At 42.0% G+C, this 26,442-nt stretch carries 17 protein-coding genes and 1 tRNA gene (1 of these 18 cut by a window edge); 8 read left to right on the top strand and 10 right to left on the bottom strand.

The window, feature by feature from the left end; translation table 11 throughout:
* Window positions 1-138: 138 nt before the first annotated feature.
* Window positions 139-1,602, top strand: coding sequence for a hypothetical protein (locus L0P88_RS14335; protein ID WP_247130597.1), 1,464 nt, complete (start codon window positions 139-141; stop codon window positions 1,600-1,602).
* 190 nt (window positions 1,603-1,792) lie between these two features.
* A complete protein-coding gene (locus tag L0P88_RS14330) occupies window positions 1,793-5,110 on the top strand; it encodes a VCBS repeat-containing protein (RefSeq protein WP_247130596.1) in 3,318 nt (1,105 codons plus the stop codon).
* Between the two features lie 609 nt (window positions 5,111-5,719).
* Here L0P88_RS14330 and L0P88_RS14325 read toward each other — a convergent pair.
* The 3 genes from L0P88_RS14325 to L0P88_RS14315 form a co-directional block, all read right to left on the bottom strand.
* The gene (locus L0P88_RS14325) at window positions 5,720-7,366 is read right to left on the bottom strand and encodes a RagB/SusD family nutrient uptake outer membrane protein (protein ID WP_247130595.1); all 1,647 of its coding nucleotides are present in this window, start codon (window positions 7,364-7,366) and stop codon (window positions 5,720-5,722) included.
* A 25-nt stretch (window positions 7,367-7,391) separates the two neighbouring features.
* On the bottom strand, window positions 7,392-10,547 hold the full coding sequence (locus L0P88_RS14320) for a SusC/RagA family TonB-linked outer membrane protein (RefSeq protein ID WP_247130594.1): 3,156 nt from the start codon (window positions 10,545-10,547) through the stop codon (window positions 7,392-7,394).
* 435 nt (window positions 10,548-10,982) lie between these two features.
* Window positions 10,983-11,462, bottom strand: a complete 480-nt coding sequence (locus L0P88_RS14315) for a helix-turn-helix domain-containing protein (protein ID WP_247130593.1) — start codon at window positions 11,460-11,462, stop codon at window positions 10,983-10,985.
* 426 nt (window positions 11,463-11,888) lie between these two features.
* On the opposite strand from L0P88_RS14315, the gene L0P88_RS14310 reads away from it, so the two are divergent.
* The 4 genes from L0P88_RS14310 (at window position 11,889) to L0P88_RS14295 (ending at window position 15,483) form a co-directional block, all read left to right on the top strand.
* Window positions 11,889-12,569: a DUF4386 domain-containing protein gene (locus L0P88_RS14310; RefSeq protein ID WP_247130592.1), complete on the top strand. Its 681-nt coding sequence runs from the start codon at window positions 11,889-11,891 to the stop codon at window positions 12,567-12,569.
* Window positions 12,570-12,836: 267 nt separating this feature from the next.
* The gene (locus L0P88_RS14305) at window positions 12,837-13,568 is read left to right on the top strand and encodes a hypothetical protein (protein ID WP_247130591.1); all 732 of its coding nucleotides are present in this window, start codon (window positions 12,837-12,839) and stop codon (window positions 13,566-13,568) included.
* Window positions 13,569-13,622: 54 nt separating this feature from the next.
* The gene (locus tag L0P88_RS14300) at window positions 13,623-14,351 is read left to right on the top strand and encodes a hypothetical protein (protein ID WP_247130590.1); all 729 of its coding nucleotides are present in this window, start codon (window positions 13,623-13,625) and stop codon (window positions 14,349-14,351) included.
* A 130-nt stretch (window positions 14,352-14,481) separates the two neighbouring features.
* Complete coding sequence (locus tag L0P88_RS14295; protein ID WP_247130589.1) at window positions 14,482-15,483, top strand: YhdH/YhfP family quinone oxidoreductase; 1,002 nt, start codon at window positions 14,482-14,484, stop codon at window positions 15,481-15,483.
* A 133-nt stretch (window positions 15,484-15,616) separates the two neighbouring features.
* Here L0P88_RS14295 and L0P88_RS14290 read toward each other — a convergent pair whose 3' ends face one another.
* The 7 genes from L0P88_RS14290 to nhaD form a co-directional block, all read right to left on the bottom strand.
* Complete coding sequence (locus tag L0P88_RS14290) at window positions 15,617-15,871, bottom strand: GIY-YIG nuclease family protein (RefSeq protein ID WP_247130588.1); 255 nt, start codon at window positions 15,869-15,871, stop codon at window positions 15,617-15,619.
* Window positions 15,872-15,921: 50 nt separating this feature from the next.
* Window positions 15,922-15,996 (bottom strand) — tRNA-Val (locus L0P88_RS14285).
* A gap of 66 nt (window positions 15,997-16,062) precedes the next feature.
* Window positions 16,063-17,274, bottom strand: coding sequence for a bifunctional folylpolyglutamate synthase/dihydrofolate synthase (locus tag L0P88_RS14280; protein ID WP_247130587.1), 1,212 nt, complete (start codon window positions 17,272-17,274; stop codon window positions 16,063-16,065).
* Entirely contained in the window at window positions 17,274-18,179 is a 906-nt protein-coding gene (locus L0P88_RS14275) for an energy transducer TonB (RefSeq protein ID WP_247130586.1), read from the bottom strand. The genes L0P88_RS14280 and L0P88_RS14275 overlap by 1 nt, the downstream gene beginning before the upstream one ends.
* Window positions 18,180-18,566, bottom strand: coding sequence for an ExbD/TolR family protein (locus L0P88_RS14270; protein ID WP_158780329.1), 387 nt, complete (start codon window positions 18,564-18,566; stop codon window positions 18,180-18,182). It lies immediately after the preceding gene.
* Between the two features lie 5 nt (window positions 18,567-18,571).
* A complete protein-coding gene (locus tag L0P88_RS14265; protein WP_158780330.1) occupies window positions 18,572-19,264 on the bottom strand; it encodes a MotA/TolQ/ExbB proton channel family protein in 693 nt (230 codons plus the stop codon).
* Between the two features lie 47 nt (window positions 19,265-19,311).
* Entirely contained in the window at window positions 19,312-20,685 is a 1,374-nt protein-coding gene (gene nhaD / locus L0P88_RS14260; protein ID WP_247130585.1) for a sodium:proton antiporter NhaD, read from the bottom strand.
* A gap of 219 nt (window positions 20,686-20,904) precedes the next feature.
* On the opposite strand from nhaD, the gene L0P88_RS14255 reads away from it, so the two are divergent.
* Complete coding sequence (locus L0P88_RS14255) at window positions 20,905-22,047, top strand: acyl-CoA dehydrogenase (protein WP_247130584.1); 1,143 nt, start codon at window positions 20,905-20,907, stop codon at window positions 22,045-22,047.
* Between the two features lie 296 nt (window positions 22,048-22,343).
* Window positions 22,344-26,442, top strand: the 5' portion of a protein-coding gene (gene gltB / locus L0P88_RS14250; protein ID WP_247130583.1) for a glutamate synthase large subunit. It continues 407 nt past the right edge of the window; the window shows 4,099 of its 4,506 coding nt (coding positions 1-4,099); it begins with the start codon at window positions 22,344-22,346; its stop codon lies off the right edge, out of view.

Raw genomic sequence — 26,442 nt, 5'->3', positions numbered from 1 at the left:
ATTTAATAAGATGAAAAACATATGGCCATTTTCCCAGTTGTATGGAGAGTACTTGGTAATGACGAAACAATTACACATATTGGCAAAATTCATCTTATTCAAATCACCGATTTATTGCAAACACATAAAAACTTTAGAATGAAAAACAATTTTATAAAAACGATAATTATTGCCCTTTTACTTCTAGGCTGTGATGATGATGACAATGGTGACACCTCCCTTGTCTTCAATGGAAGCATCACGGGAGGCCCATTCACATTCTGCGTGAATGATGGCGTGGCAGACAATGTAAGTGACATTGCCCTTGGCGAAGGTTCAAGTACAGGTTCAAATAGTACTTGGATCGTAACGGATAATGACAATATAATCTTAAGCCTTCCTTCCAGTATTTCTGAACTGGAAGCCATCAATTTTGATGTTGGAGAACCAGGCATACGTTTAATTTGGTATCTATCAGCCAATGCCGCGGTTACCAACCTTGAGGTAGGTCAGGACATAGTCAATTTAGGAGGTGATTTTGACCTTTCCAAAACGGCTGTAAAAGTGAATAGAAATGCCACTGTCGCGGCAGTACTTTCAGGAGGGCCTTTTACTTTTTGCATTGACGGCAATGAAGACAATGTAGGCGGAATTACGGTTGATGAAGAAGGATCTGGAACCAACGCAACTTGGGTAATCACCGATGGTGACGGCCTCATATTGGCAACCCCTAATACTTTGGCCGATGTTGAGGAATTTGACTTTAACGAAGGAGATCCCGGTAATCTCTCTATTTGGAACTTACAATATGAAGATGATGTTGCAAATCCTGACTTCGATCCTGAGGTTGAGGGGTCGCTTAAACTGACCGTTACCAACGCAAATGATTTAAGCGGTTGTTTTAGTTTGTCAAACCCCATTACGGTCACGAGAAACGTGTCTGAAGTAAGTGCCGCTACAATTTTGGGTGGTCCTTATTCTTTCTGTATGGATGGTACTGCTGACAATGTTAATGGGCTGGACATTGATGAAAGTGAAGCCGTTGGCACAAACAGTGCTTGGATTCTAACTGACGCTGGGGGAGCTATACTCCAACTACCAGCTTCCATTGCTGAGATTGAAGCCATAGACTTTGATAGCACCGAAAGTGGAGGTACCCGTTTAATTTGGAACATTCGTTATGAAGATGGCCTTGTAGGTTTGGAAGTGGGCGCAAGTGCGGGTGATCTTGTTGGCTGTTTTGCCCTTTCAGATTCAATTGAGATACAACGAACGATTACCGCCGAACCAAATAACGCAGGCACAATTTCAGGAGGGCCATTCAACTTTACAGATGATGGCATGCCCGATTTTGTTTCGGATATTGAGTTAGATGATGAAAATCTGGTTGGCACCAATACTTCTTGGGTAGTTACGGACAATGCTGGCATCATTTTGGCGTTGCCTGCAACCCTTGCAGAACTCGAGGCCATCAATTTTGAAAATATCAATGTTGGTTCGGAATGCTTGATTTGGCACATGAGCTATGAAGACAGTCTTCTAGGACTTTCTGTTTTCAATAGTGCAAATGAATTGAGCGGTTGTTTTGCCCTCTCAAATTCAATTCAGGTGAACAAAAATTAAATTTCTAAAGACCCTAAATTAGTCATGTGATTATAAGGTCTTGTTTAATAAACAATCGAAATTTCGATTATAAGTTTAAGTTTAGTTGAGTTTTTAGTTTAAGTTTAGCTAATGGACAGGGCATTTTCAATGCCCTGTTTTTGTTTTAAAATACTACAGTCCTTACCTTTATTTTATCCAATTTTCAATTATGGTCAACTTTTTTTGGAGAAGTGCCCTTCTCCTCATATGCATTGTTTTTATAGGTAGCTGCAGCACGGAAAAAAGTAGTTCCAAAGAGACTGCCATCTTTACGAAATTGACCCCGTCACAAACCGGGGTTACATTTTCAAACAATCTAACCGAAAATGATTCCCTCAACTACTTTACCTATGCCTATATTTATATGGGAGGGGGAATTTCTACTGGGGACATCAATAATGACGGATTGATCGATCTGTATTTTACGGGCAATATGGTGCCCAACAAGCTATATCTGAACAAGGGAAACCTGCAGTTTGAGGATATTAGTGAAACAGCAGGCGTTTCAGGAGATAACAGATGGTATACGGGAACCACAATGGTCGATATCAACAATGATGGTTTCCTGGACATTTATTGCTCCGTTGGTGGTAAATTTGGCCCAAAGGAAAACCAATTGTTTATCAATAATGGGGACAACACCTTTTCCGAACAGGCCAACGCCTATGGTATAGATGACCCCAGCAATAGTGTCCAAGCCACTTTTTTTGACTACGATTTGGACGGGGATTTAGATCTATATGTGGCCAACTACCCGCCAACGCCTTTTAATGCCCCCAATTATTTCTATCGTTTTAAGCAATACAGTCCCAAACCCCTGGAAACCGATCGTTTGTTCAAAAAAGAGGGGGAAACATTTGTGGATGTTACCGAAGAAGCCGGGCTAAAGACTTTTGGTCTGTCCTTAAGTGCAACCGTTGCAGATATAAACAAAGATGGATGGCCCGATCTTTATGTTTCCAATGATTTTAGCACACCGGACTATATGTTCATCAACAATAAGGATGGTTCCTTCTCTGATGTGTTAAAGCAAACCACAAAGAACATTTCATTTTATGGCATGGGGGTCGATATTGCAGATTTTAATAATGATGCATTACCGGATATCCTTCAAGTGGATATGACCGCACAAATTAACCGCCGTGCAAAAGCCAATATGGCCAGTATGAATCCAGACCTGTTTTGGAGTACCGTAAATGCAGGGTTCCATTACCAATACATGCAGAACAGCCTCCAGTTGAACAACGGTAATTTATTGGATACCCTACCCGACTTTAGCAATATATCGCGAATTGCAGGGGTATCGTCCACAGATTGGAGTTGGGGACCATTATTTGCCGATTTGGACAATGACGGATGGAAGGATATTTTTATTTCCAATGGGACACGGCGGGAAATAAACAATCGTGATTTCTTTTTGGAAATAGAAAAAAAAGGTATTCCAAAAGATAGCACCCTCAAAAAGGCTTTGGAAATTCCTTCCGAAAAAATAGACAATTATGCCCTAAAAAATAATCGTGACCTCACCTTTAAAAGAGTGAACAAGGAATGGGGCATTGAACATAAAGGGTTCTCCAACGGTTCCGTATATGTGGACCTGGACAATGACGGCGATTTGGAAATTGTGACCAATAATATTGATGATGTTGCCTCCATTTTTGAAAATACCAGTTCTGACAAAAACAACCACCTCACTGTAAAATTGAAAGGGCCGGAGCAGAATAAAAATGGCCTTGGCGCCAAGGTAATGTTATTCAACAATGGGGAACTACAGTACCAAGAATTGACACTGACCAGAGGTTTTCAATCCTCTGTTGCCCCACAACTACACTTTGGATTGGGCGATGTTGCCATGGCAGATTCCCTCCAAATTATCTGGCCGGACCAAAGACAACAACTGGTAACCAGTATTAAAGCGAATACCACCCTAACCCTGGACCACAAGGAGGCAGAGAATCCCAAGAACACTGAAAACCAAACAATTCCCAAATTGTTCGAAACCCAAAAAGACACCAAAACCGTTGTAGAACATTTCTATAGGGACAACAACTACAATGATTTTATTGAGGAGATTTTACTGCCCCACCAAACCTCGATGTTCGGTCCCAATATTGCTGTAGGGGACTTGGACAATAACGGCCTCGAAGATTTAGTGGTAGGGGGCGCCTATGGTTTTACCACCTCTGTTTATATGCAAACCCATGAAGGTTTTGTACTGAAAGAACCCCAACCCTTTGAAATGGACAAAATATCCGAAGATATGGGCATTCATATTTTTGATGCCGAAGGTGATGGCGATAACGATATCTATATTGCCAGTGGGGGTAATGAATATGAAACCAACGCCAAAGAACTACAAGATCGATTGTACCTTAATGATGGAAAGGGGAATTTTACCAAAAGTACGGAAGCTTTGCCCACAATGCTGACCAGTAGTTCCAGGGTACATAGTCACGATTTTGATAAGGATGGCGATTTGGATTTATTTGTTTCCGGACGGCTTGTCCCAGGAAATTACCCAGTTCCGGCAAATAGCTATTTGCTCGAGAATGTTAGTGGTGACGGTAATGTGAAGTTCCTGAATGCCACTCCAAAAATTGCCCCTTTTCTTGAGGGAATTGGGATGGTTACCGATGCCAGTTGGACAGATATTGACCAGGATGGCTGGACAGACCTGGTCTTGACCGGGGAATGGATGCCTATCACCATTCTTAAAAATGACAACGGTTACTTTTCCGATGTCACCGAAAAAATGGGACTTGAAGATTCCAGGGGATGGTGGTTCAGTATTAAGCCGGGGGATTTTGATGGGGATGGGGATTTGGATTTCATGGTGGGGAATTTGGGCCTCAATTATAAATACAAGGCTACGGAGGAAGAAACCTTTGATATTTACTTCAATGATTTTGATAACAACAATACGGGGGATATTGTACTTAGCTATTACAATGAAGGGGAAAAATTTCCCTTGCGGGGCAGGGAATGTTCTTCCCAGCAAATGCCTGGCATAAAGGATAAATTCAAGGATTACGAATCTTTTTCCCGGGCAACGCTGGAGGACGTGTATACCGAAAAAACCCTGGAAAATTCCCTTCACTATCAGGTAAAATCATTTGCAAGCGTTTTCTTGGAAAACAAGGATGGGAAATTTGTACGGCATCAACTTCCCATTCATGCCCAATTGTCCGCTATCAATCAGATTATTGTGGAAGATTTTAACGAGGACGGACATCTGGACGCACTTATTGCGGGAAATTTGTACGCCTCGGAAGTAGAAACCCCAAGAAATGATGCAGGTAATGGTCTTCTTCTTCTCGGTGATGGAAAGGGGAATTTCTCCCCGGTTCTTGCCAAGGAAAGTGGTTTTTATGCCCCTGGCGACGTAAAGGACATGGAAAAAATGTCCATACGGGGCCAAGAACACATTGTGGTCGCCAAAAACTCTGATTATTTGCAGTTCATCAAAATGGATAAAGGAAAACCCTGAAACAGGGTTTTCTTTTCAAAAAGGTAGATATAAAGAATTTTGGACTGCATGTAATCTTAACATCTCGATATGAGAAGTATAGATGTCAATAGATATGTGTGCTGTCACTTCGGCTACCCGTCCGAATGACATTTCGGACAGGCAGTCGAGAAGCCTAAAAATCCCGTACTTTGATGAGGTCTCGACTGAGCTCGACCCGACAAACCTATATAAACTGTTGAAAATCAAAACTAAAAATAAATTGTTACGTCGAACTAACGTTAAATAGCATTCAGAAGGATTCATCTAATCATTTGGAATACCTTCGTTTGCCATGTAGACGGTGGTCTATAGGTCGGCATGGAGTGAAGTACGGTTCTTTCCACTTTGGTTTATTGGGAGTACAAGCCATTCGGAATGCCGGGTTTCTTTATCAAAACACTTCAAAAACCGATTACCTCATGCAGGGACAGCGCTTTTTGTATTAGCCCCGTGATTCCAATTGGGAATCCTAAACAGGCTCCAGAACCAAAACGTCTTTAACCGGGCTTTATCCTTTTATGAAGTTAATCCTATCAAAAAACCCTCCGATTGGAGGGTTTTAAGAAATATAGTACACTATCCTTACAATTAGTTCTGATCTGCTGGGGTCAAATTTGGATTGGCATCAATTTCCTGTTGTGGAATTTTAAAAATCCAATCATCGTTCACAGAAGGCCTTTCTATTTGATACGCCTCTTGATAGAGTACTGCAGAAGCTCCGGAACCACCATCTGCTTCATGATCGATTCCTTCATCCCATCGTATGTGATCGGTATATCCAAAACCTTCACCCCATAGCTCTACGCGTCGTTGAAACTTTATATGGTCCATCAGGGACTCTTGTGTATTAAAGACGGTAACGTCATATGCGCTATCACGTTCCTCGCCCAAAGGTCGTAACGCTGCCTGTGCACCGGGGATATTCCCCATCATGGCCATTGCTTCTGCCTCAATCAGATACATTTCCGAGGAACGCATATAAATGATATCATCGGGATCGATAGAGCCGGGGTTTGCATTCTTCATCTTAAAGTGCATATAAGGGTGTAGGTTAAATGCTGTAGTAATGCCATATACCGCATTCAGTGAATCCACCGCAGCATTGAACTCATCCTCATCCGTAAAGTTTGGATCGTTGCCAAAACCTCCCTGGTTATTGGCCGCCGAAGTATTGGTATTGGGCGCATTGATGATAAATACATCCTTTCTATAATCCGTATCGGGAATGGCATCGACTATTCTACGATCGGCAATTTTAGGGTTGTTCCTTACTTGACTACCATTGAATGTATTGCTCATTAGGTAAAAATAGGAACGGAAAAATGTGGTCTCCGGAGCAATCACCCTACTCCCCCAAATGACCTCGGGGAGCCCAATAGAATTGAACCCGGACTTCCAGTCAGCTTCACTCATCAAAGGATAACCTTCGCGTGCCAGCACCGCAGCATCCGCAGCGGCTTGCCACTCACCTTTGGATAAGTGCATCCGGGCCAAAAGACCATAGGCAACATCTATAGTCAATTGTGATCCTCCTCTTCCTCCTGTTAATCCATTATTCGCAAACGTACTGATTGCTAAATTCAAATCAGCCTCAATTTGATCATAGATTTCCTGTACCGTAGATCTTGGTTCACTGGTAAACGGCAATTCAGAGGAAAACAACAAGGGTACACCGGGATCTGTGGAAGGGTTTCCAATCAAATAGCCCCTGGCATAGTGCTGTACCAATGAAAGGTAGGCATAGGCCCTATAGGTATAGGCCTGGCCCAAAATCCCGCTCAGTGTTGAGGTTTCCAACAAACTCCCGTCTGCGGTCCCTTCCGTAATTCTATTGATGAGTACATTGGCCCCCAATATGGTATTATAGCGATGGTGCCATAAAATCCTGCTTGTCAAAGAGGTGGGGAGGGTGTGGGAATTCCATTGCATTTCAGTTCGCCATCCCAAATTGTTCGCATTTGCCGAATGGATGATACCACCACTCAAGAGATCGCCCAAGGGTACCCAATAATGGTTACCCGCCCGCTGTGTACTACCCCCACTGAAAATGGTTTGGGATTGGGAGTACAGGCTACGGTGCAATCCGTTAATAATAAGCTGCATATTGTTTTCGTTGGCAAGTGCTTCAGAAGCAGATATGGCATCTGTGGGTGTTCTTTCCAGAAAATCCTCATCACAAGATGTCATGGTAATCGCAAGGATTGCGAATAACAAGAATTTTATTTTGCTTGACATAACGATTATAGTTTTTATTTATGAATTAGAATGATACGTTTAGACCTAAGGAAATAATTCTTGCCGGGCTAAAGTCATTACCCTGAGGTGCACCTGCAAATTCAAACTGGGGATCCAATCCGGTTCTTTTACTCTTAAGATACAAATTTTCCCCTGTTAGTGTAACCCTCAAGCTATTGAGTCCTAATTGTTCTGAAATTTTATTGTTGAACGTATACCCAAGGTTAACATTTCTCAAGGACCAAAATGAAGCATCCGTTAAAAATCTGTCGGACAATTCCCTTACCAGGTTAGGATTTCCATTTTCCATTCTAGGTACATTGGTAATGTCCCCTGGTTGTCGCCAAGCGTTCATGATGTCCGGGTGAAGTGCGCTTCCATAAGCTCCACTGTGCATAATATCAAAATATCCCCTATCCAGGACTTTTCCCCCAATACCATAGGTGATCAAGACATCCAATGAAAACCCTTTGTAGGTAAGGCTGTTGGCAACCGAGCCTAAAAGGTCCGGTACGGAAGTATCTCCTGTGTAGGCCCTTTCCGTTTCTTGCCAGTTATTGGTGGTCATTTGCTCTCCATTGCCATCCAACACGGGAACGCTCTCCCCATTTTCATCAAGTTCATACATTAGGAACAATTGATCTCCATTAGCTGGATCCACACCGGCCGTTCTCCACAAAAAGAAATCAAATCGGGACCGTCCTTCTGCCCATCTCGCTTCGTCTTCGATGAAAGGAGTTGGGATACTGGTAATTTCGTTTTTAAATGTGGAACCCTGTAAGGTAAGATCCCATCTAAAGTCACCTGTATCAACCAGATGTGTGGTCAACCCTATTTCCCAACCGGAATTGAACATGTCGCCCGCGTTTGTAGGAAATTCGTTTATTCCATTACTTGGCGCTATGGGCAGATTAATAAGTAGATCGGAAGAGTTCCGCTTATAGTATTCCACCGATCCTTCCAGGAAGTTATCAAACAGTGCAAACTCCAATGCAACATCATAGTTCTCAAGCGTTTCCCATACTAAATCCGGATTACCTAAATCCGTAAATATGGCAGCTGGGACTGCGGCATTGGACGTTATGGTGAATCTAGGTTGGGATATGAAAAAATCATCTATAAATTCCCCAGCCGTATTAATGCTACCCAAAGCATCATTTCCAACTTCACCATAAGAACCCCTTAGTTTTAATTGATTGACCCAAGATACATTTTCCATAAACTTTTCCTGGTCTATTCTCCAGGAAGCACCCACGGAGTAGAAAGTACCCCATCTTGTATCCCGGTCAAAGACCGATGAACCGTCCCGTCTGACCGAGGCGCTTAGATAGTACCTATTGTCATAGTTATAGTTGGTCCTCAAAAAGTATCCCTCAAGGCCTTTTTCGGTGGTCAATCCGTCCAAATCCACAATATTTGAGAAGTTGGCAAATTCAAAAATTCCATTGGACGCCTGTACAGTGGCCAAACCTTCATTACTTGACTCTATTCTTTCAAAACTTTCGTGACCTGCGGTGATGTCTATGTTGTGGTCACCAAAGCTCTTGATATAGGTCAGGATTTGGTTGAAATTCTCTACCGTTCTTCTGCCCCGTTCCTCACCATAGCGTCCATCGGGCTGGGCATCCCCGATAATCGCATTTTCGTATTCCTTTTCAAGTTCTTCATTGATATCCCTACCATAATTCACCCTAAGGTTAAGGCCATCCAGGATTTCTATATCCGCAAAAAATCGGAACCCATAGGTGTTGTCCCTATCACGCTCGTCGTTCAAAAGAAGTTCTTGCAGTGCATGACGACCTTGGTTAATGGGTCTTGAACCAATATTGAACTCAGCAAAACCTTCACCATTGTCAAATACAAGGTCGCCGAATTCATCCCTTACAAGGTTACCCTGTAGATCGTTCACATAAACAGGATAAACCGCACCAACATTATTGGCAAAGCCAAAAGGATTTACAATACTGTTCAATCCCGCAGAACTGGGGCCTACGGCCTCTGTAATGGTAATATTGGCACTACCTCCCATGGTAATACGTTCATTGACATCGAATTCGGCATTTAACCGAGTCGTTAACCTGTCGAAACTCGATGTAACCGCAAATCCTTCTTCATCCAGATAAGATGCGGAGAAAAATACTTTATGGTTCTCTCCTCCCGCGGAGATATTGACATTGTAGTTCTGCCTAACCCCGGTTTGCTCCAGTACATCAAACCAATCCAAACTCTGGTAGATTACCTGGGCGTTCGGGTTTATTCGACCGTCCGTTCCCACAATCTGGTCATTGGGCACATTAAATGGGTTGTATCCCAACTGATTGTATATGTTCGCGGAGGCAAATGCGGGATCCCCACCCCCTGCCGAGGAATTCTTTAAAGCTTCCCACATGATTTCATAATACTGTTGGGGACCAATCCGATCAAATGGGGGTACCGCTCTGGTTACCAGACCATATTGCATGGAGGCATTTACCTGCACCCCTTCCCTATTACCACTTTTTGTGGTGATCATCACCACTCCGTTTGCCGCTCTGGAACCGTACAGGGCTGTAGAAGCGGCATCTTTCAATATAGTAAAGGATTCTATGTCTTCCTGGTTGATGGTGTTCAAATTACCTTCGAATTGAATACCATCAACTATGAATAGGGGATCGGTATCACCGTTCAGTGTTCCCACACCCCGTATTACGATACTTGGTGTTGAACCAGGTTGTCCATTTGTGGATGTAAACTGAACACCTGTTGCCCGACCTTCTATGGCCGCTATAGGGGACGTAACGTTCCTTATGGCCAAGTCCTCAGCACCCACAACGCTGGCAGAACCCGTAAAGGCTTCTTTTGTAGTAGTACCATAGGCGGTTACAATCACCTCATCCAGGGCCTGGGCATCCTCTTCCATTTGAACATTTATGGTATTGGCAGCCCCAACTACCCTTCGCTCCGTTTTTTGTCCTATATAGGTAAATAGGAGGGCCTGTCCCTCCGCAACATTAATTGCATAATTTCCATCAAAATCGGTTTGGGTACCAATGGTAGTGCCCTCAACAATAATGTTTACCCCCGGTAACGGAAAACCGGCTTGGTCCACCACGTTACCAGTGACCGTTTTTTCCTGGGCCTGTAAAAATGCCGTTGTGCAAAGCAAAACAACAAAAGCCCCAAACAATTTCTTTACATTCATACGAGTTAAAGTTTTGTTAGTGATTAAAATGAGTTAGTGCAACTGAGAAAGGCGGGTGGCAAAGAGTATGTAATAGCTAATTCAAATAATACTTCTAGGAAGTAAACAAAACTTAAATGGAATCTTTGTTTTTTAGAAGTAAGGTCTCTCACCACCCTACCTTTACAATTGCACAACAAAGCAATCTATAAGCAGAAAGGAGCGAGTACTTTTACAACGGCAAGAACTTCAAAAAGCGTACTTGCCCATGGGCAAGTACGCTTTTTAACATAAATACATTTTAAATTGAATGCATCGATTTAGAAAATATTAAGAAATGTATAGGTCATACAAGAGTGTACCAAAAAGGTCCTTCACCATTAAGGGCAGAAGGACCATAATCCATAAGTATTGATAAATAAAATTTAGTTGCTGAAAAAATAAGGATTTACGAATTTAAGAAGGCACCATCTGCTGAGAGGAATAGCTATACAACGATGTATGTCTAAATTCGTTTGGGCTTAAACCCGTATCTTTTTTAAAAGCAAGGTAAAAGCTGTTCTTGCTGTTGAATCCTACTTCATACATTATCGCTTTTACACTAAGCATGGGGTTGGTCATTAAAAGGAATTTCGCTTCCTTAATCCTACAACTGTTCAGAAGCGCATAAAAGTTCTTGCAGTAATAGGTATTTATAACTTCGGATACCTTATAGCGATCTTGTTGGATATATTCAGAAAGTTCTCCCAACCCCAGTTCATTGTTTCTGTACAATTTGTCCTTCACCAGGGCATCTTCAATCCTGTTTTTGATTTTGAACGCTTGTTCCCGGGTCAATCCGGACTTTTTGTACTTTTGATGACCGGTATGCACTAAAGTTTTTGATTGGTCATCGATTGCGTGATATCCGATAATTTTCTTAAAAAGCCGTTTCATTTGATTGATGTTTTGGATTGTTACATTAAACTATCAATAAATAATGGCCTTTGAGTTTTTCCCGATAAGAGTTTACCTGATGGCGCGTGTTGAGATACGCAATCAACTACCCCCTGCAGCGCCATCGAGCTATCAGAGTCAAGACCGCTATGCCCCAAGAAACGAGACTTGCCTTATCTTAACTTCTGATTCCAAACCCAGGGGTTTCCTATGTTATTGGATTATCTGTATATTACCCCCAAGGAGAGCCCCGGAGAATTCTTATCTCAAAATAAATAGTGCGTGTTCAATAATAGGGACAATTGCGTTGCAACTTGTTCGGCAGAAATGTCCCATTGTGGATTGCCAAATTATAATTACGTAAGGGCAACCTTGTTAGCTGGTTTTTCGTCTATTAGAATATAGAGTATATTAAAAAATATACTTATGAATGGTCAAATTCAAAAGGCAGGATTAATCTCGGGAATTGGAATTTTTATCATGGTACTTACCGTACCCATAGCAGAATTTGTTATTTTCCCTGAACTCATAGATTATAAAAATGCCGAGATTACTTTCCATACTATAAACGAAAATCGCAAATTATTCACAGTAGGCATATTTCTACACTTGATTACCTTGATTTGCGATTTGGTAGTCGCATGGTCCTTATACATCTTTCTTAGACCAACGAATAAGGATTTTTCCCTACTCGTTGCTTTATTCCGCATTGCATTTGCGCTAATCACCCTGGCCGCTCTTCTAAATCTAGTAAGTGTACTCAACCTGACCATAAACTCGGATTACTTAAGTGTATTTGACCATGCGCTTTATGCCAAAGTCTTACTTGCCATTAAAAACTTCAATCTCCAATGGAGCTTTGCTTTTACCTTTTTTAGTTTATACCTCATTTTGCTCGGAATTTTGGTTTATAAATCCATGTACATCCCTAAATTTTTTGGAGTTGTTTTGATTATAGCGGGGCTGGGATATTTAGTGGAAACCATGAGAACCTTCTTTTTCCCATCCGTTGCAATGGATTATGTAATGATTACCTATTTTGGAGAGTTAATCTTTATGTTTTGGCTGCTGATTAAAAGTTGGAGAGTGAAAATCCTGGAGGATTAATACAAAAGGCAGAATTCTACAAAAAACCAAATACCTTGGTACTTGTAGAGAGGCATTAAAAACAATTGCCAACACGGGGTGTAATTAATTCCCGCAATCAATTATCTTTAGTCATGGGCGGACATTTTCCGTTTTGTGTCTTCCTCTCGTCCCGATAGTTATCAGGACCATCCGGAAACAAAAACGACCCACCCGAAGGTAACACGCGGTGTGGGCTGTAATCGTAACCGAGGCCATTGTACGCCATTTGAACCTAAAAAATACCTAATGAACAAGCGCTATATTTTAATAACCCTTGCAGTCTTTCTGTTAAGTTGCCAAACCAAAAAGAAAGAAGTTAAAGATGATGTCCAAAGTGTTTTGCCTGAAAAGGGATTAAAAAGATTGGTTGAGGCCAATGTTTTAACTTCCAACGAACTGCCCAAAATTGAAATTAAGGTGGAGAATGAGTTTCGTTTTATGGGTCAATTTGATTTTGAAATACTGGCATCTTCAGATGAATACCCTGAGGACATGCAAGGGAAAGCGGTAGCAGCGGGTGAACGATATATTTTTGCCCAAGTGAATGAAAATCGTTCGGTAGACAAGCTCTTTATAGTTCAGTTTGAAGGATTTTTACCTGAAAACGATTTCATATATAACTATAATTTTAGTACCGCAGACTCCATTGGCGGAAATAGATATCGTCACAATACCTGGTTCTATGACAGTAAAAAATTGGCCCAGGAAAATCCAAACGAGGAAGGTGCTAAAACCAGAGCTTTCTTGGAAGGTAAGGGTTATGTCCTGGAAGATGAATTTATGATGTCGCGTTTTGTTGGCTTGGCCAGTGAGGACAGAAAAAATGAAATTATAATTTTTTACCTAGAAATGTTGAATAAAACTACCGGAATTTCCTTAGAGGAATATGAAAATTCGATAAGCGCTGAGAAAGCTGAATCCATCAGGAATTCATTTATAGGACGCTCAAGGAAAAGCTTTGAGATCATCAAAGGATAAGGGTATACAAATGGAACCCTGTTTAAAATTCAACCCGAAATGAACTATGAATAGATGACTAGGGAGAAAGTTTTACAAGATATCATTGATGGATATCGAGCTACCATCCGTCAAAGATATCAATACCAAAATATCAAACGTCACTATGAAATTCCTGAAACAATAAATGAGGAGACCGTTATTCTTCTCAGAAATTATTTTTTGAACCATATCTACCCTGATTTTGAAAAGCGGAGGGAATTGGACAAAGCTTTCCAAAGTTTGGATGAATACATAAAGCAACCTCAAAAATTAATACAAGTAGTATTGGATGCTTCCAAGCTCATCTTCAATTATGGGAGACATCTGCCTAAAATTTTGAATACCGGACTAAAAGCGATGAAGTCGTTTCGTGCAGCTGCAAAATTTGAAAATATTTTTGTTGAGGAAGCGATAAAAAATAATATGGAAGCCCCTTATGATTTATCAAAAATCAATAGGCTTGTCAACTTATTACCTCGCCAAGAAATAGAAGATTTCATCGAAACTTCCCAGTCCTTATTTCAAACGCTACATGATAAAGCCTTGATACATAAAATTATAGAGACTATTGAGTTTTTGATTTCTGTAATGAGAAAAAAAGAAAAATCCTATTCATTGAGCCAAATCAAGGGGCTTGAACTTGGCCTTGAAATGCTGGTGGAGGGCAATAAATTATTTAATCAATTAACAAAAAAAGATCAAAAAAAATTGATATCATTGATTACGATGATAGAAAGGGATAGGTTAAATCAAATTTCTTAAAAACACAAAAGCCAACCCCCTACAAGGAGCGATAGTTTGATAGCCGGCAAGCCCCTCTCCCATTGGGGCAAACACCAGCCGACAACCATCTATCCGCCGAGTGTTGTGCTTTATTTGAAAATGGAATACAATGAACGAATTAAACAAAAAGTATAAAGCCTTTAGAGTAGAAGAAAAGGAGGGAAAATTTATTTGCTCCATACAAGAATTGGAATTAGCTCCCCTGGAAAAAGAAGAACTTCTAATTAGGGTGCACTATAGTTCGCTCAACTATAAAGATGCATTGTCTGCCACTGGAAATAAGGGAGTTACAAGGGAATACCCACATACTCCCGGTATTGATGCAGTTGGGATTATCGCACAATCGCAAAGTGAAAATTTTGCGGTTGGTGAAAAAGTAATTGTTACCAGTTATGATTTGGGCATGAATACCGATGGTGGGTTTGGTGAGTATATCAAAGTTCCTTCGGATTGGGCGGTAAGATTACCCGAAAAAATGACCATGAAAGAAGCCATGTTGATCGGCACAGCTGGATTGACCGCGGGAATGTCTGTTTTAAGACTCACGGAGTTAATTAAGCCGGAAAATGGAAAAATAGCGGTTTCCGGAGCTACTGGTGGGGTCGGTTCAATAGCAGTTTCCATATTGGGCAAATTAGGATATTCGGTAGTTGGTATTACAGGAAAAGAATCGGAAACCGAATACCTGAAGAGCATTGGGGCCACCGAAATTTTATTGCGTAGTGAAATTGAAGACTTTAAGAACAGGCCACTATTAAAACCTTTATTTGCCGGTGCAATTGATACCGTTGGTGGAGTGATTCTCGAAAACATCATTAAATCGACGGCTGTCTTGGGTGTTGTTACTTGTTGTGGTAATGTGGCATCACCAAAACTGGAATTGACCGTTTTCCCATTTATTTTGAGAGGCGTTACCCTCATTGGTATTGATTCCCAAAATTATCCAATGAAATACAGAAAAAAAGTTTGGGAGATGCTCTCAGAAGAATGGAAAATAAATCAAGAAGCACTAGCGTATAGTGAGGTCACACTTGAAGGAATCGAAGAAAAAATAGCCTTAATCTTAGATGGAAAGTTAAAAGGCCGAACCGTTATAAAATTAGTAGAGTAAAAAAAATAGCCCTAAAACACCAAAGCCTTGCAAATCAAAAGGATTTGCAAGGCTTTGTTTATCCTAAAAAAGTGGGCGCGAAGGGATTCGAACCCCTGACCCTCCCGATGTAAAATCGGGATGCTCCCCACCATTAGTACAAGTCACTTTTGATCAACTTTTCTAGCATTGCCCTGCTTTTCCATTTCTTTATTTGCAATTCCCGTTTTAGGGCGTCCGCCCTTAAATCAAATTCTTCCGTATACTTCAGTTCCCAATCTTTCGCCCTACCTGTAAATCCCTTATGATTGTACAGGTGCTTTTCAAGTCGCTTGGGAACATCTCCCGAACAACCCACATAATAGGCATCCAATGTAGCGGAATAGAGAATGTAAACGGAGTATTTCACACTGAATAACTTCAAAAAAAATCCCAAAGCTATGCTTTAGGATTTCATTGTGGGCGCGAAGGGATTCGAACCCCTGACCCCCTGGGTGTAAACCAGGTGCTCTGAACCAACTGAGCTACGCGCCCCCATTCTCAAAACGGAGTGCAAATATAGCATGAATTTTCTGTTTCCCTAACGAAAAATGAAATATTTTAAACCACCTCAGCAACAACAAAAGTACTGCCACCAATATAGATGAGGTCATTAGTTCCGGCTTTTGCCATTGCTTTGTCCAACCCTTTTTGAACAGTAGCATATTTTTTCCCTTTCAGTCCAATGGTATTGGCCAGATCCAGCACCTCCTTTGCATCCATCCCCCTTGGTACATTGGGTTTCACAAAATAATAATGGGCTTCTTTGGGAAACAATCGCAATAGGTCTTTGACATTCTTATCATTAACAAAACCAACGACCATATGAAGCTCCTTAAATTCTTGCCGTGACACTTGCTCAAAAACCAGTTCCAAACCCTCTTTGTTATGTGCCGTATCACAAACTACCATTGGCTTTTTTTCCAGTACCTGCCATCTTCCCAATAAACCTGTATTCCGAACAACACTTTGCAAACCCTTTTCTATATGTTCTTTGGTGATATTGAAATCCCTTATTGTCCTTAAACAAGCGACCACCCCTCTACTGTTTTTGTCTTGATAGTCCCCCAGCAAATCCGTTCGGTATGATGGAATATCCAAATCATCTGCAAAGATGATTTCCGCTTTTCTCTGATTTGCAATCAATGTAAAGATCATTTCCGTTTCGGGCTGTCGCTCACTTATCACTGCCGGAATGTTTCTTTTGATGATTCCCGCCTTTTCCATGGCAATCTTTTCCAGGGTATTCCCTAAAATGGACATATGGTCATATCCAATATTGGTAATCAGACTTACCTCTGGCCTAATAATATTCGTTGAGTCCAGTCGTCCGCCCAGTCCTACTTCAATAACAGCGATGTCCACTTGTTCTTTTGCGAAATACTGAAAAGCCATTCCCACGGTCATTTCAAAAAAGGAAAGCTGATGATATTCCAAAAAAGATTGGTGTTCCCCTATGAATCCCTTTACAAAATCCTTTCCGACCATCTCCCCATTGATCTTTATCCGTTCCCTAAAATCCTTTAAATGGGGTGAGGTATAAAGCCCAGTTTTATGACCCGCCTCCTGAAGAATGGAAGCCAACATATGACAGGAAGAACCTTTTCCATTGGTGCCCGCCACATGAATGGTCTTGATTTTTTTTTCGGGATGGTCCAAATGCTCGGAAAAAGCCAGGATATTGTCCAGCTTCCCTTTAAATGCACCTACTCCTTTTATCTGATATATCGGCAATTGGGCAAAAAGCCAATCCAAGGTTTCCTGATAGGTCACTATTGCCCCAGTTTAAAGTTGACCACTACAAAACCTACTTGTTGTGAGGGGGCATTGGAATCCAAATTCCATTGATGGAGAAATGCTGTTTTTTTTGCGGGTTCCAAAAGACAAGGCGCATTATTTGTAGTTCCTTTTACGCCTGGTGTGGCCTTTATGACTTTTCCGTTCCTATCCACCACAATACGGACAACAACCCTACCATCCTCGTTGCATTCCTGCTGTACTTTGCCCTTGCTAACCAGGGACCTGCCATTGAGCCCATAACCCCCAGTGCCGGCCCCGGGAGCCCCATAATATGAGGTCGCATAGGGATTACCCTCCGGTCTACCTTTATCCCCGGCCCTGTCATCATCGCCTTCACTACCGGTCTCAGTACCTTCAGATTTGCCAATCCCTCCCATTAGGGCATCCAATTTCCTTTTCTTCGCGTCTTCCTCCTCCCTTTTTCTAGCTTCAGCTTCCGCCCTTTCGCGTTCTTTTCTTTCGGCTTCCGCCTTGGCTTTTTTAGCCGCTTCCTCCGCCTTGCGTTTGGCTTCGCGTTCTTGTTTGAGCCTTATGGTTTCCTCACTGTCCTGTGTAATTACCTTTTCCGTGGGTTCTTCCTTTTTTACTTCTTCCTTTGGTTCGCTTTTTTCGGCAACGGCCTCCTTTTCCTCAATCACTTCTTTTTGGGGTTCATTGGGTGGTTTTGGAATATCCCTGGGTTCCGATTTTATCTTTTGTAGGGGTTGCCGATTCCCGGAACCAAAATCCATTGTCCCAAAATTGATGGCAATCCCTTTTTCTTCAGGAGGGTCCAGATAGGTTAACCCAATATAGAAAAGTACCAGAACCAATAAACTTAACAGTACAGTGGTCAGGGTAAACGATTTCTTTTTGTGTCTCGTGTCTAAAAATGACATCTACTTTGGTCGCACGGCCAAAATTACCTTGTAGTTGTTCCTGTTGGCAATATCCATGACGTTAACTGCCTCCCGTATGGCAACACTTTCTTCCGCCCTAAGGATAATGGTAGGCTTTTCTTGACCTTCAAGTGCTTTTTTTAATTCAATTTCAATGTATTCTCCGTTAATCTGCTCGTTGTTCACAAAATACCTTAGGTTTTTGTCTATGGTCACCGAAACATTTTGTGTGTTCGTCGATTTTCCTTTTGCCTTTGGCAATAGTAGATCCAATGCGTTCGGGGCATTGGAGGTAAGCATAAAAAAGACCAACAATAGAAAGACAATGTCCGTCATGGAGGACATGCTAAACTCTGGGCTTACTTTATTTCTACCTTTTAATTTCATTTTTGCTACGCGGGTTCATTCAACAAATCCAAAAATTCCACAGCATTGGCTTCCATTTTATGGACCACCTTGTCCGTTCTGTTCACCAAATGGTTATACCCAATATAGGCGATGATGCCTACAATAAGACCTGCCACCGTGGTTGTCATTGCCGTGTATATCCCAGAAGCCAGGGATCCCATTTCCGCTTGTCCACCACTACTGGCCATTTCATGGAAAGCAAGAATCATTCCAATAACGGTTCCAAGGAAGCCGATCATGGGTGCCGAACCTGCTACCGTAGCCAGGATATTGACATTTTTTTCCAATTTATAGACTTCAAGGGTGCCCGCATTTTCGATTGCGGTATTGATGTCGTCCAAGGGTTTTCCAATTCGGGCCACCCCTTTTTCCGTCAATCGTGCTACGGGGGAATCCGTTTGCGCACAAAGTAACCTGGCGGCTTCAATTTTTCCGTTCATGACATGGTCACGAATTTGGTTCATGAAGTTTTTATCGATTTTGGATGCCGCAGTAATGGCAAAAGTGCGTTCAAAATAAATGTATAATGCCACAAATAACAGCACAAAGAGTACGGTAACAATAATGGTGCTGGCCGCACCTCCATTGATAATCAAGTCAATAACGGAAAGCGTTTTTTCCTCTGATAGCTCTGTCGCCAATTCCTCAGAGGCTACTTGTTCCTGAAGTATAGTCATAGGTGTCCCCAATTTTATTGCAATATAACGGGGAATTTGAATAAAAATTATACGTTCAGTACAAAATCACGCAGTAAGATAAAAGTCAATCCTCCGGAAATAAACCCTACAAAGGCCAACCAGGCAATCTTTTTTAAGTACCAGAAAAAGTCAATCTTTTCCATACCCATGGCCACCACCCCAGCTGCGGAACCAATGATCAACATACTTCCACCCGTACCTGCCGAGTAGGCAATAAAATGCCAAAGCGGACTGTCCGTAGGCTCCGAAAACATCCCCATACTGGCTGCTACCAAGGGCACATTGTCTATAATTGCAGAGCCAATGCCCAACAAGAGCACTACAATATCCGTATTGGGAATGGCTGTTTTTAAAACTTCGGCATAATTAAAAAGGATTCCCAGGGATTCCAACGCGGCCACAGCCAATAAAATTCCCAAAAAGAACAATATACTGGGCAATTCAATTTTTGTAAGTGCAGAATGGACAGGACTATGGTGTGATGATTCATGATGCTCTTCATCAACGGCAGAACTAATGGCAAATTTGGCATTACTATAGATTTCGGCAAAAGTGGCCACCACAGCCAGGGATAGCATCATACCCACATACGGTGGTAAATGCGTCACCGTTTTGAAAAAAGGAACAAAAACAATGGACCCCAGTCCCAAATACAACATAGTAGCGCCATATCTGGATGTAGATTCCTGTTCTTCCACCTGGGTATCTTCCACTTCGCCGGTAAACACCTTAAACCTACTGGCAATGAAGGTAGGCACAATGGTACAGATTATGGAGGGCAACAATACATGGAGAACCAGTTCATAGGCACTTACTTTATTGGCAATCCACAACATTGTAGTGGTAACATCCCCTATAGGTGACCATGCCCCTCCCGCATTTGCGTTAATAACGATCAGACCGGCAAACCACAACTTGGTCTGTCTATCCTTGATCACCTTTTGTAGAATGGTTACCAAAACTATAGTGGCGGTTAAATTGTCTATGATTGCAGATAGTACAAACGCCAAAATGGAAAATAGCCATAATAGTTTTCGTTTGCTCTTTGTTTTGATAAAACCTTTTATAGTGGCAAACCCATTAAAGTAATCTATGATTTCCACAATGGTCATGGCACCTAATAGAAACACCAATATTTCGGCAGTTTTACCCAAGTGATGTAGCAACGTTTCCTCAACAAGGTGCATTTTATCCTCATGGATCAAATCTGCAAACCCATCCACAAGGGCATGTTTGGTAGAATCGAACCAGGAACCAAACCCATCTATTCCCAAAGCCACCAAGGCCCAAAGGATGGCCATCATGGCCAAAGCCGGAATAAGCTTATCAATTTTCAGGTTATGTTCTAAGGTAATCGCCAGATAACCGGCCAGAAAAACAATAATAATGATAGTTTCCATTATTTGAAGTTTGGTTTAGGTGCAGTTATTAAATCTGATTTGTCCGTAGTTTTTGAGCCTACAATCAATCCAGTTAAATATAAGGATTGCCCTTAGAATCTCCCAAATGCCATTAACTTTTTTTAGATTGATTATTTGTTTGCATCAACCCAATTCTATTGAAAAATCCCTATTCAAAGCTTATCTTTGCAGTGTTTTTTTAACTATTTCTCAATACACATGAATTTTTCCCTTTCAGAAGAGCAGTTAATGATTCAACAAGCTGCAAGAGATTTTGCCCAAAACGAATTGTTACCTGGTGTTATCGAAAGAGATGATGCCCAGGAATTCCCAAAGGAACAGGTTTCAAAAATGGGTGAATTAGGTTTTATGGGCATGATGGTGAACGAGAAATATGGTGGAAGTGGATTGGATACCCTTTCCTATGTATTGGTCATGGAAGAACTTTCCAAAATTGACGCTTCCTCCTCCGTCATCGTTTCGGTAAACAATTCTTTGGTATGTTGGGGATTGGAAACCTACGGAACCGAGGAACAGAAGGCAAAGTATCTAACCCGATTGGCCACTGGTGAAATTATCGGTGCATTTTGTCTTTCCGAGCCGGAAGCGGGCAGTGACGCCACATCACAAAAGACAACGGCCAAAGACATGGGGGATCACTATGTCTTGAATGGAACCAAAAACTGGATAACCAACGGGAATTCCGCAGCGGTCTATTTGGTCATTGCACAGACGGATGTGGAAAAAGGCCATAGGGGGATCAATGCATTGATTGTGGAGAAGGACATGGAAGGATTTGAAATTGGTCCCAAGGAAAACAAACTGGGAATCCGCGGAAGTGATACCCATTCCCTTATTTTCAATGATGTAAAAGTCCCCAAGGAAAATAGGATAGGCGAAGACGGTTTTGGATTTAAGTTTGCCATGAAAACCCTGGCGGGGGGACGTATTGGAATCGCTGCCCAAGCCTTGGGCATTGCTGCTGGAGCTTATGAACTGGCCTTAAAATATTCCAAGGAACGCAAGGCTTTTGGGACGGAAATAGCAAACCACCAGGCCATTGCCTTTAAACTGGCCGATATGCATACCAAGATACAAGCAGCCAGAAATTTGGTATACCAAGCAGCCTGTGATAAAGATAACGGGGATAACTATGACCTTTCCGGTGCCATGGCCAAGTTATATGCAGCGGAAACTGCCATGGAAGTGACCGTGGAGGCCGTTCAAATCCATGGCGGCAATGGCTTTGTAAAAGACTACCATGTAGAACGATTGATGCGGGACGCCAAAATCACCCAAATCTATGAGGGTACTTCCGAAATTCAAAAAATCGTGATTTCCAGAAGTATTCTCAAGGACTAAAAGGGGGCCTTAGTTCCATAAATCCCAAAAGAATTTCTTTTCTTTTTACAAACACCCCCATTTTTATAGGGGTCCATTGTTCTTAAATTGAAGATTAATGGACAATACCCCAAAGCATTATACATACCTGTCTTTTTCAGCCCAATATTTTAAGGATTATCAAAAAAGTGTTTTCATTTTTTTAACACTGATAATTTTGTAATGATTTTTTATAAAGACTGTAATTATTTCTTTCTTTAACTATAAGCCTTGAAAATAATGTGATCATTATGATATTTTTGAGAAAATGTCGTAATATGGGATTGGAGAGACAAGGACTTTACTTACCGGAATTTGAGCATGATAATTGTGGTGCTGGTTTTATCTGTAGCCTACAGGGAAAGAAATCCAATGATATCATCCACAAGGCGCTGGAGATTTTGGATAAACTGGAACATAGGGGAGCGGTAAGTGCCGATGGTAAAACGGGGGATGGTGCAGGGATTCTTATTGATATCCCCCATGATTTTTTCAAAAGCACCTGTTCTTTTGAACTTCCCAATGCGGGGGACTATGCCACCGGCAATGTATTCCTACCAAAAAAGGAAAATCAGAGGGAATTCTGCGAAAAGACATTTGAAAAGAACATCAGGAAACAGGGATTGGAACTTCTTGGATGGCGTAACGTGCCCGTTAATAAATCCGTTCCAGGTAGGATTGCGACAGAAACCGAGCCTTTTGTAAAACAGATTTTTGTGGCCAAAGGTGAGGCCATGGATAAGTTTCAGTTTGACCTAAAACTTTTTATTGCCAGAAAAGTTACCGAACATGAAATAAATGCGTCCAAACTCTCACAGCATCATTTCTTTTATGTCCCCAGCCTTTCCCAAAAAATCATCATTTTCAAGGGGTTGTTGATGCCGCAGGACATAAGCAGGTACTATGAGGATTTACTTGACCCCAGGGTGGTAACCCGACTGGCCCTTGTCCATCAACGTTTTTCAACGAACACCTTCCCTACCTGGGATTTGGCCCAACCCTTCAGGTATATGTGCCATAATGGTGAAATAAACACCCTTCGTGGCAACATAGCACGTATGCATTCCCGGGAAGAATTGCTAAAAAGTGAATGGTTTGGTGATGAAATCAAAAATATTCTGCCCATTGTGCTTCCCGCAAAATCCGATTCCGCCAGTTTGGATATGGTGGTTGAGCTCTTGTTAATGACCGGCCGTTCACTTCCGGAAGTAATGATGATGCTGGTCCCAGAGGCTTGGGAAAAGAATGAGGAGATGTCCAAGACCAAAAGGGCCTTTTATGAATACAACTCCTGTGTTATGGAACCTTGGGACGGACCCGCTTCCATTCCCTTTACGGACGGCAGCTATATAGGGGCCGTATTGGACAGGAACGGTCTTCGTCCCTCACGTTATTCCGTTACCAAAAACGGTTATGTGGTGATGTCCTCCGAAACTGGGGTTGTGGATTTGGAACCCGAAAATATTGAATACCATGGAAGATTGGAGCCCGGTAAAATGTTTCTGGTCAATATGGAAGAAGGTAGGATCGTGAATGATGAAGAAATCAAGGAAAAAATTGCCAAAAGACACCCTTATGAAAAATGGCTCAAAAAAAACCTAATCTACTTAAAGGACATCCCGTACAACGATTGCCCTATTTTCCTGGGTGAATTCCCATTGAAAACAAGGACCAATACCTTTGGTTACACCCAAGAGGACATCAACACCATTATCATGCCCATGGCGAAAGCCGGAAAAGAACCCATTGGATCTATGGGATCGGATACGCCAATCGCCGTATTGTCAGAAAGGCCACAACTTATTTACAACTATTTCAAACAGCTATTTGCGCAGGTGACCAATCCACCTTTGGACGGTATCCGTGAAGAACTCATATGCGACATTAGCCTTACCTTGGGAAGTGATCAAAACATCTTTGAAATCAATGAGCTCCATTGTCGTAAACTGAAAATTCAAAATCCTGTTATTTCCAAGGAGGATTTGGACAAGATCAAAAACCACGACCGCAGTCCGGATTACAAAGTGGTTTCCATTTCTACGCTATATGAAATCTCAAAAGGCCATAATGGTCTGGAAGAAGCATTGGAGGACATCTTAAAACAAGCTTCCGATGCTGTTGATCAAGGCACCAATATTATCATACTATCCGATAGGATGGTCAGTAAGGAAATGGCTCCAATACCGGCCTTACTCTCTTGTTCCATGGTCAATAGTGGGCTACGAAAATTGGGCAAACGCTCTCGATTAAGCATTATTGTTGAATCTGCGGAACCAAGGGAAGTACATCACTTCGCGCTATTGTTCGGTTTTGGCGCAAGTGCCATTAATCCGTATTTGGTCAATGAAATCATTGGCCAACAGATCAAAGAAAATGACATCACTGAATTTACGTTCCAGGAGGCCATAGACAACTATAACAAAGCCGTGGGAAAAGGAATTTTGAAGGTGATGAACAAAATTGGAATCAGCACCTTAAATTCTTATCGGGGTTCCCAATTATTCGAATGTATCGGAATCAACACCAAAGTGGTGGAAAAGTATTTTCCAAATACCCCCACGCGAATTCAGGGTATTGGATTGTACGAGATTGAAAAGGAAATCACAAAGAGGCACCATAAAGCCTTTAACGAAGAAGAAGTTGCCGCTAACCTTGAATTGGAAATCGGTGGTGAATATCGTTGGAGACGGGATGGGGAAAAACATATGTTCAATCCATTGACCATTGCCAAACTTCAAAAAGCGGTACGAAGCAATGAACCAAAGACCTACAAGGAGTATTCCAAACTGGTCAATGAACAATCAAAATCATTACTGACCATTAGGGGGCTTTTTGAATTCTCCAATTACGACCCCATTCCCATTGAGGAAGTGGAACCATGGACCGAAATCGTAAAACGATTCAAAACAGGTGCCATGTCGTATGGAAGCATTAGTAAAGAGGCCCATGAAAACCTTGCTATTGCCATGAACCGAATCGGGGGAAAAAGCAATTCTGGGGAAGGTGGTGAAGATTCGGCCCGCTTTTATAAGAACCAGACCGGTGATTGGAAAAATAGTGCCATAAAACAGGTGGCGTCTGGTAGGTTTGGGGTTACTTCCAACTATCTGACCAACGCACAGGAAATACAGATCAAGATGGCCCAAGGGGCCAAACCTGGGGAAGGTGGCCAACTTCCGGGACCAAAAGTAAATCCAGCTATTGCCAAAACCCGAAACTCCACTCCCTATGTGGGATTGATCTCTCCTCCCCCTCACCACGATATTTACTCCATAGAGGATTTATCGCAACTGATTTACGATTTAAAATCGGCCAATAGGGAGGCCAGAATCAATGTAAAACTGGTTTCCGAAGTAGGGGTAGGTACCATTGCGGCTGGAGTTTCAAAAGCCAAAGCCGATGTCATTCTTATTTCTGGCTACGATGGAGGTACGGGTGCTTCCCCATTAACCTCTTTAAAACATGCAGGACTGCCGTGGGAATTGGGTATTGCGGAAGCCCAACAGACCTTAGTGCTGAACGATTTACGAAACCGTGTGGTATTGGAATGCGATGGTCAATTGAAAACAGGGCGGGATGTTGCCGTTGCATGCCTTTTAGGAGCTGAAGAGTTTGGTTTCGCAACCGCGCCCCTTGTAGCTTCCGGTTGCATCATGATGCGCGTATGCCATTTGAACACCTGTCCCGTGGGTATTGCCACCCAAAATCCAGAACTCCGCAAAAAGTTTAAAGGCAAGCCCGAACATGTTGTGAATTATATGTATTTCGTAGCCCAGGAGCTACGGGAAATAATGGCACAGCTTGGGTTTAGAACGGTAAATGAAATGGTGGGCCAGGTCCAGAAATTGGATAGAAAAAAAGCCATTGAGCATTATAAGGCCGCAGGTATTGACCTATCACCAATACTGTACCAAATTGAAGTTGGGGAGGGTACCAAATTGCACAATACAGAAAGCCAAATTCACGATATAGAGCAATCCATTGAATTTGGGATCATTGCCAAGGCACATCCCGCTTTATTTAGAAAGGAGCGGACCACATTGGATTTTCCAATAAAGAACACGGATAGAGCTGTTGGGGCCATTATTAGTAACGAAATTTCAAAAATCTATGGTGCGGATGGGCTGCCCCAAAATACATTGAGATTGAACTTTACGGGTTCAGCAGGGCAAAGCTTTGGAGCCTTTGCGACCAAAGGTTTGACCATGATCGTCAATGGAAACACGAACGACTATTTGGGCAAGGGACTTTCCGGAGCCAAATTAATCATAAAAGTTCCGGAGAAAGCCACTTTAGTTCCAGAGGAAAATATTATAACGGGAAATGTGACCTTATATGGGGCAACCTCCGGTGAGGCCTATATCAATGGTAAAGCTG

This window comes from Muricauda sp. SCSIO 64092 (assembly GCF_023016285.1).
Lineage (GTDB): Bacteria > Bacteroidota > Bacteroidia > Flavobacteriales > Flavobacteriaceae > Croceivirga.
This window is presented reverse-complemented; position numbering and strand designations above follow the sequence as displayed.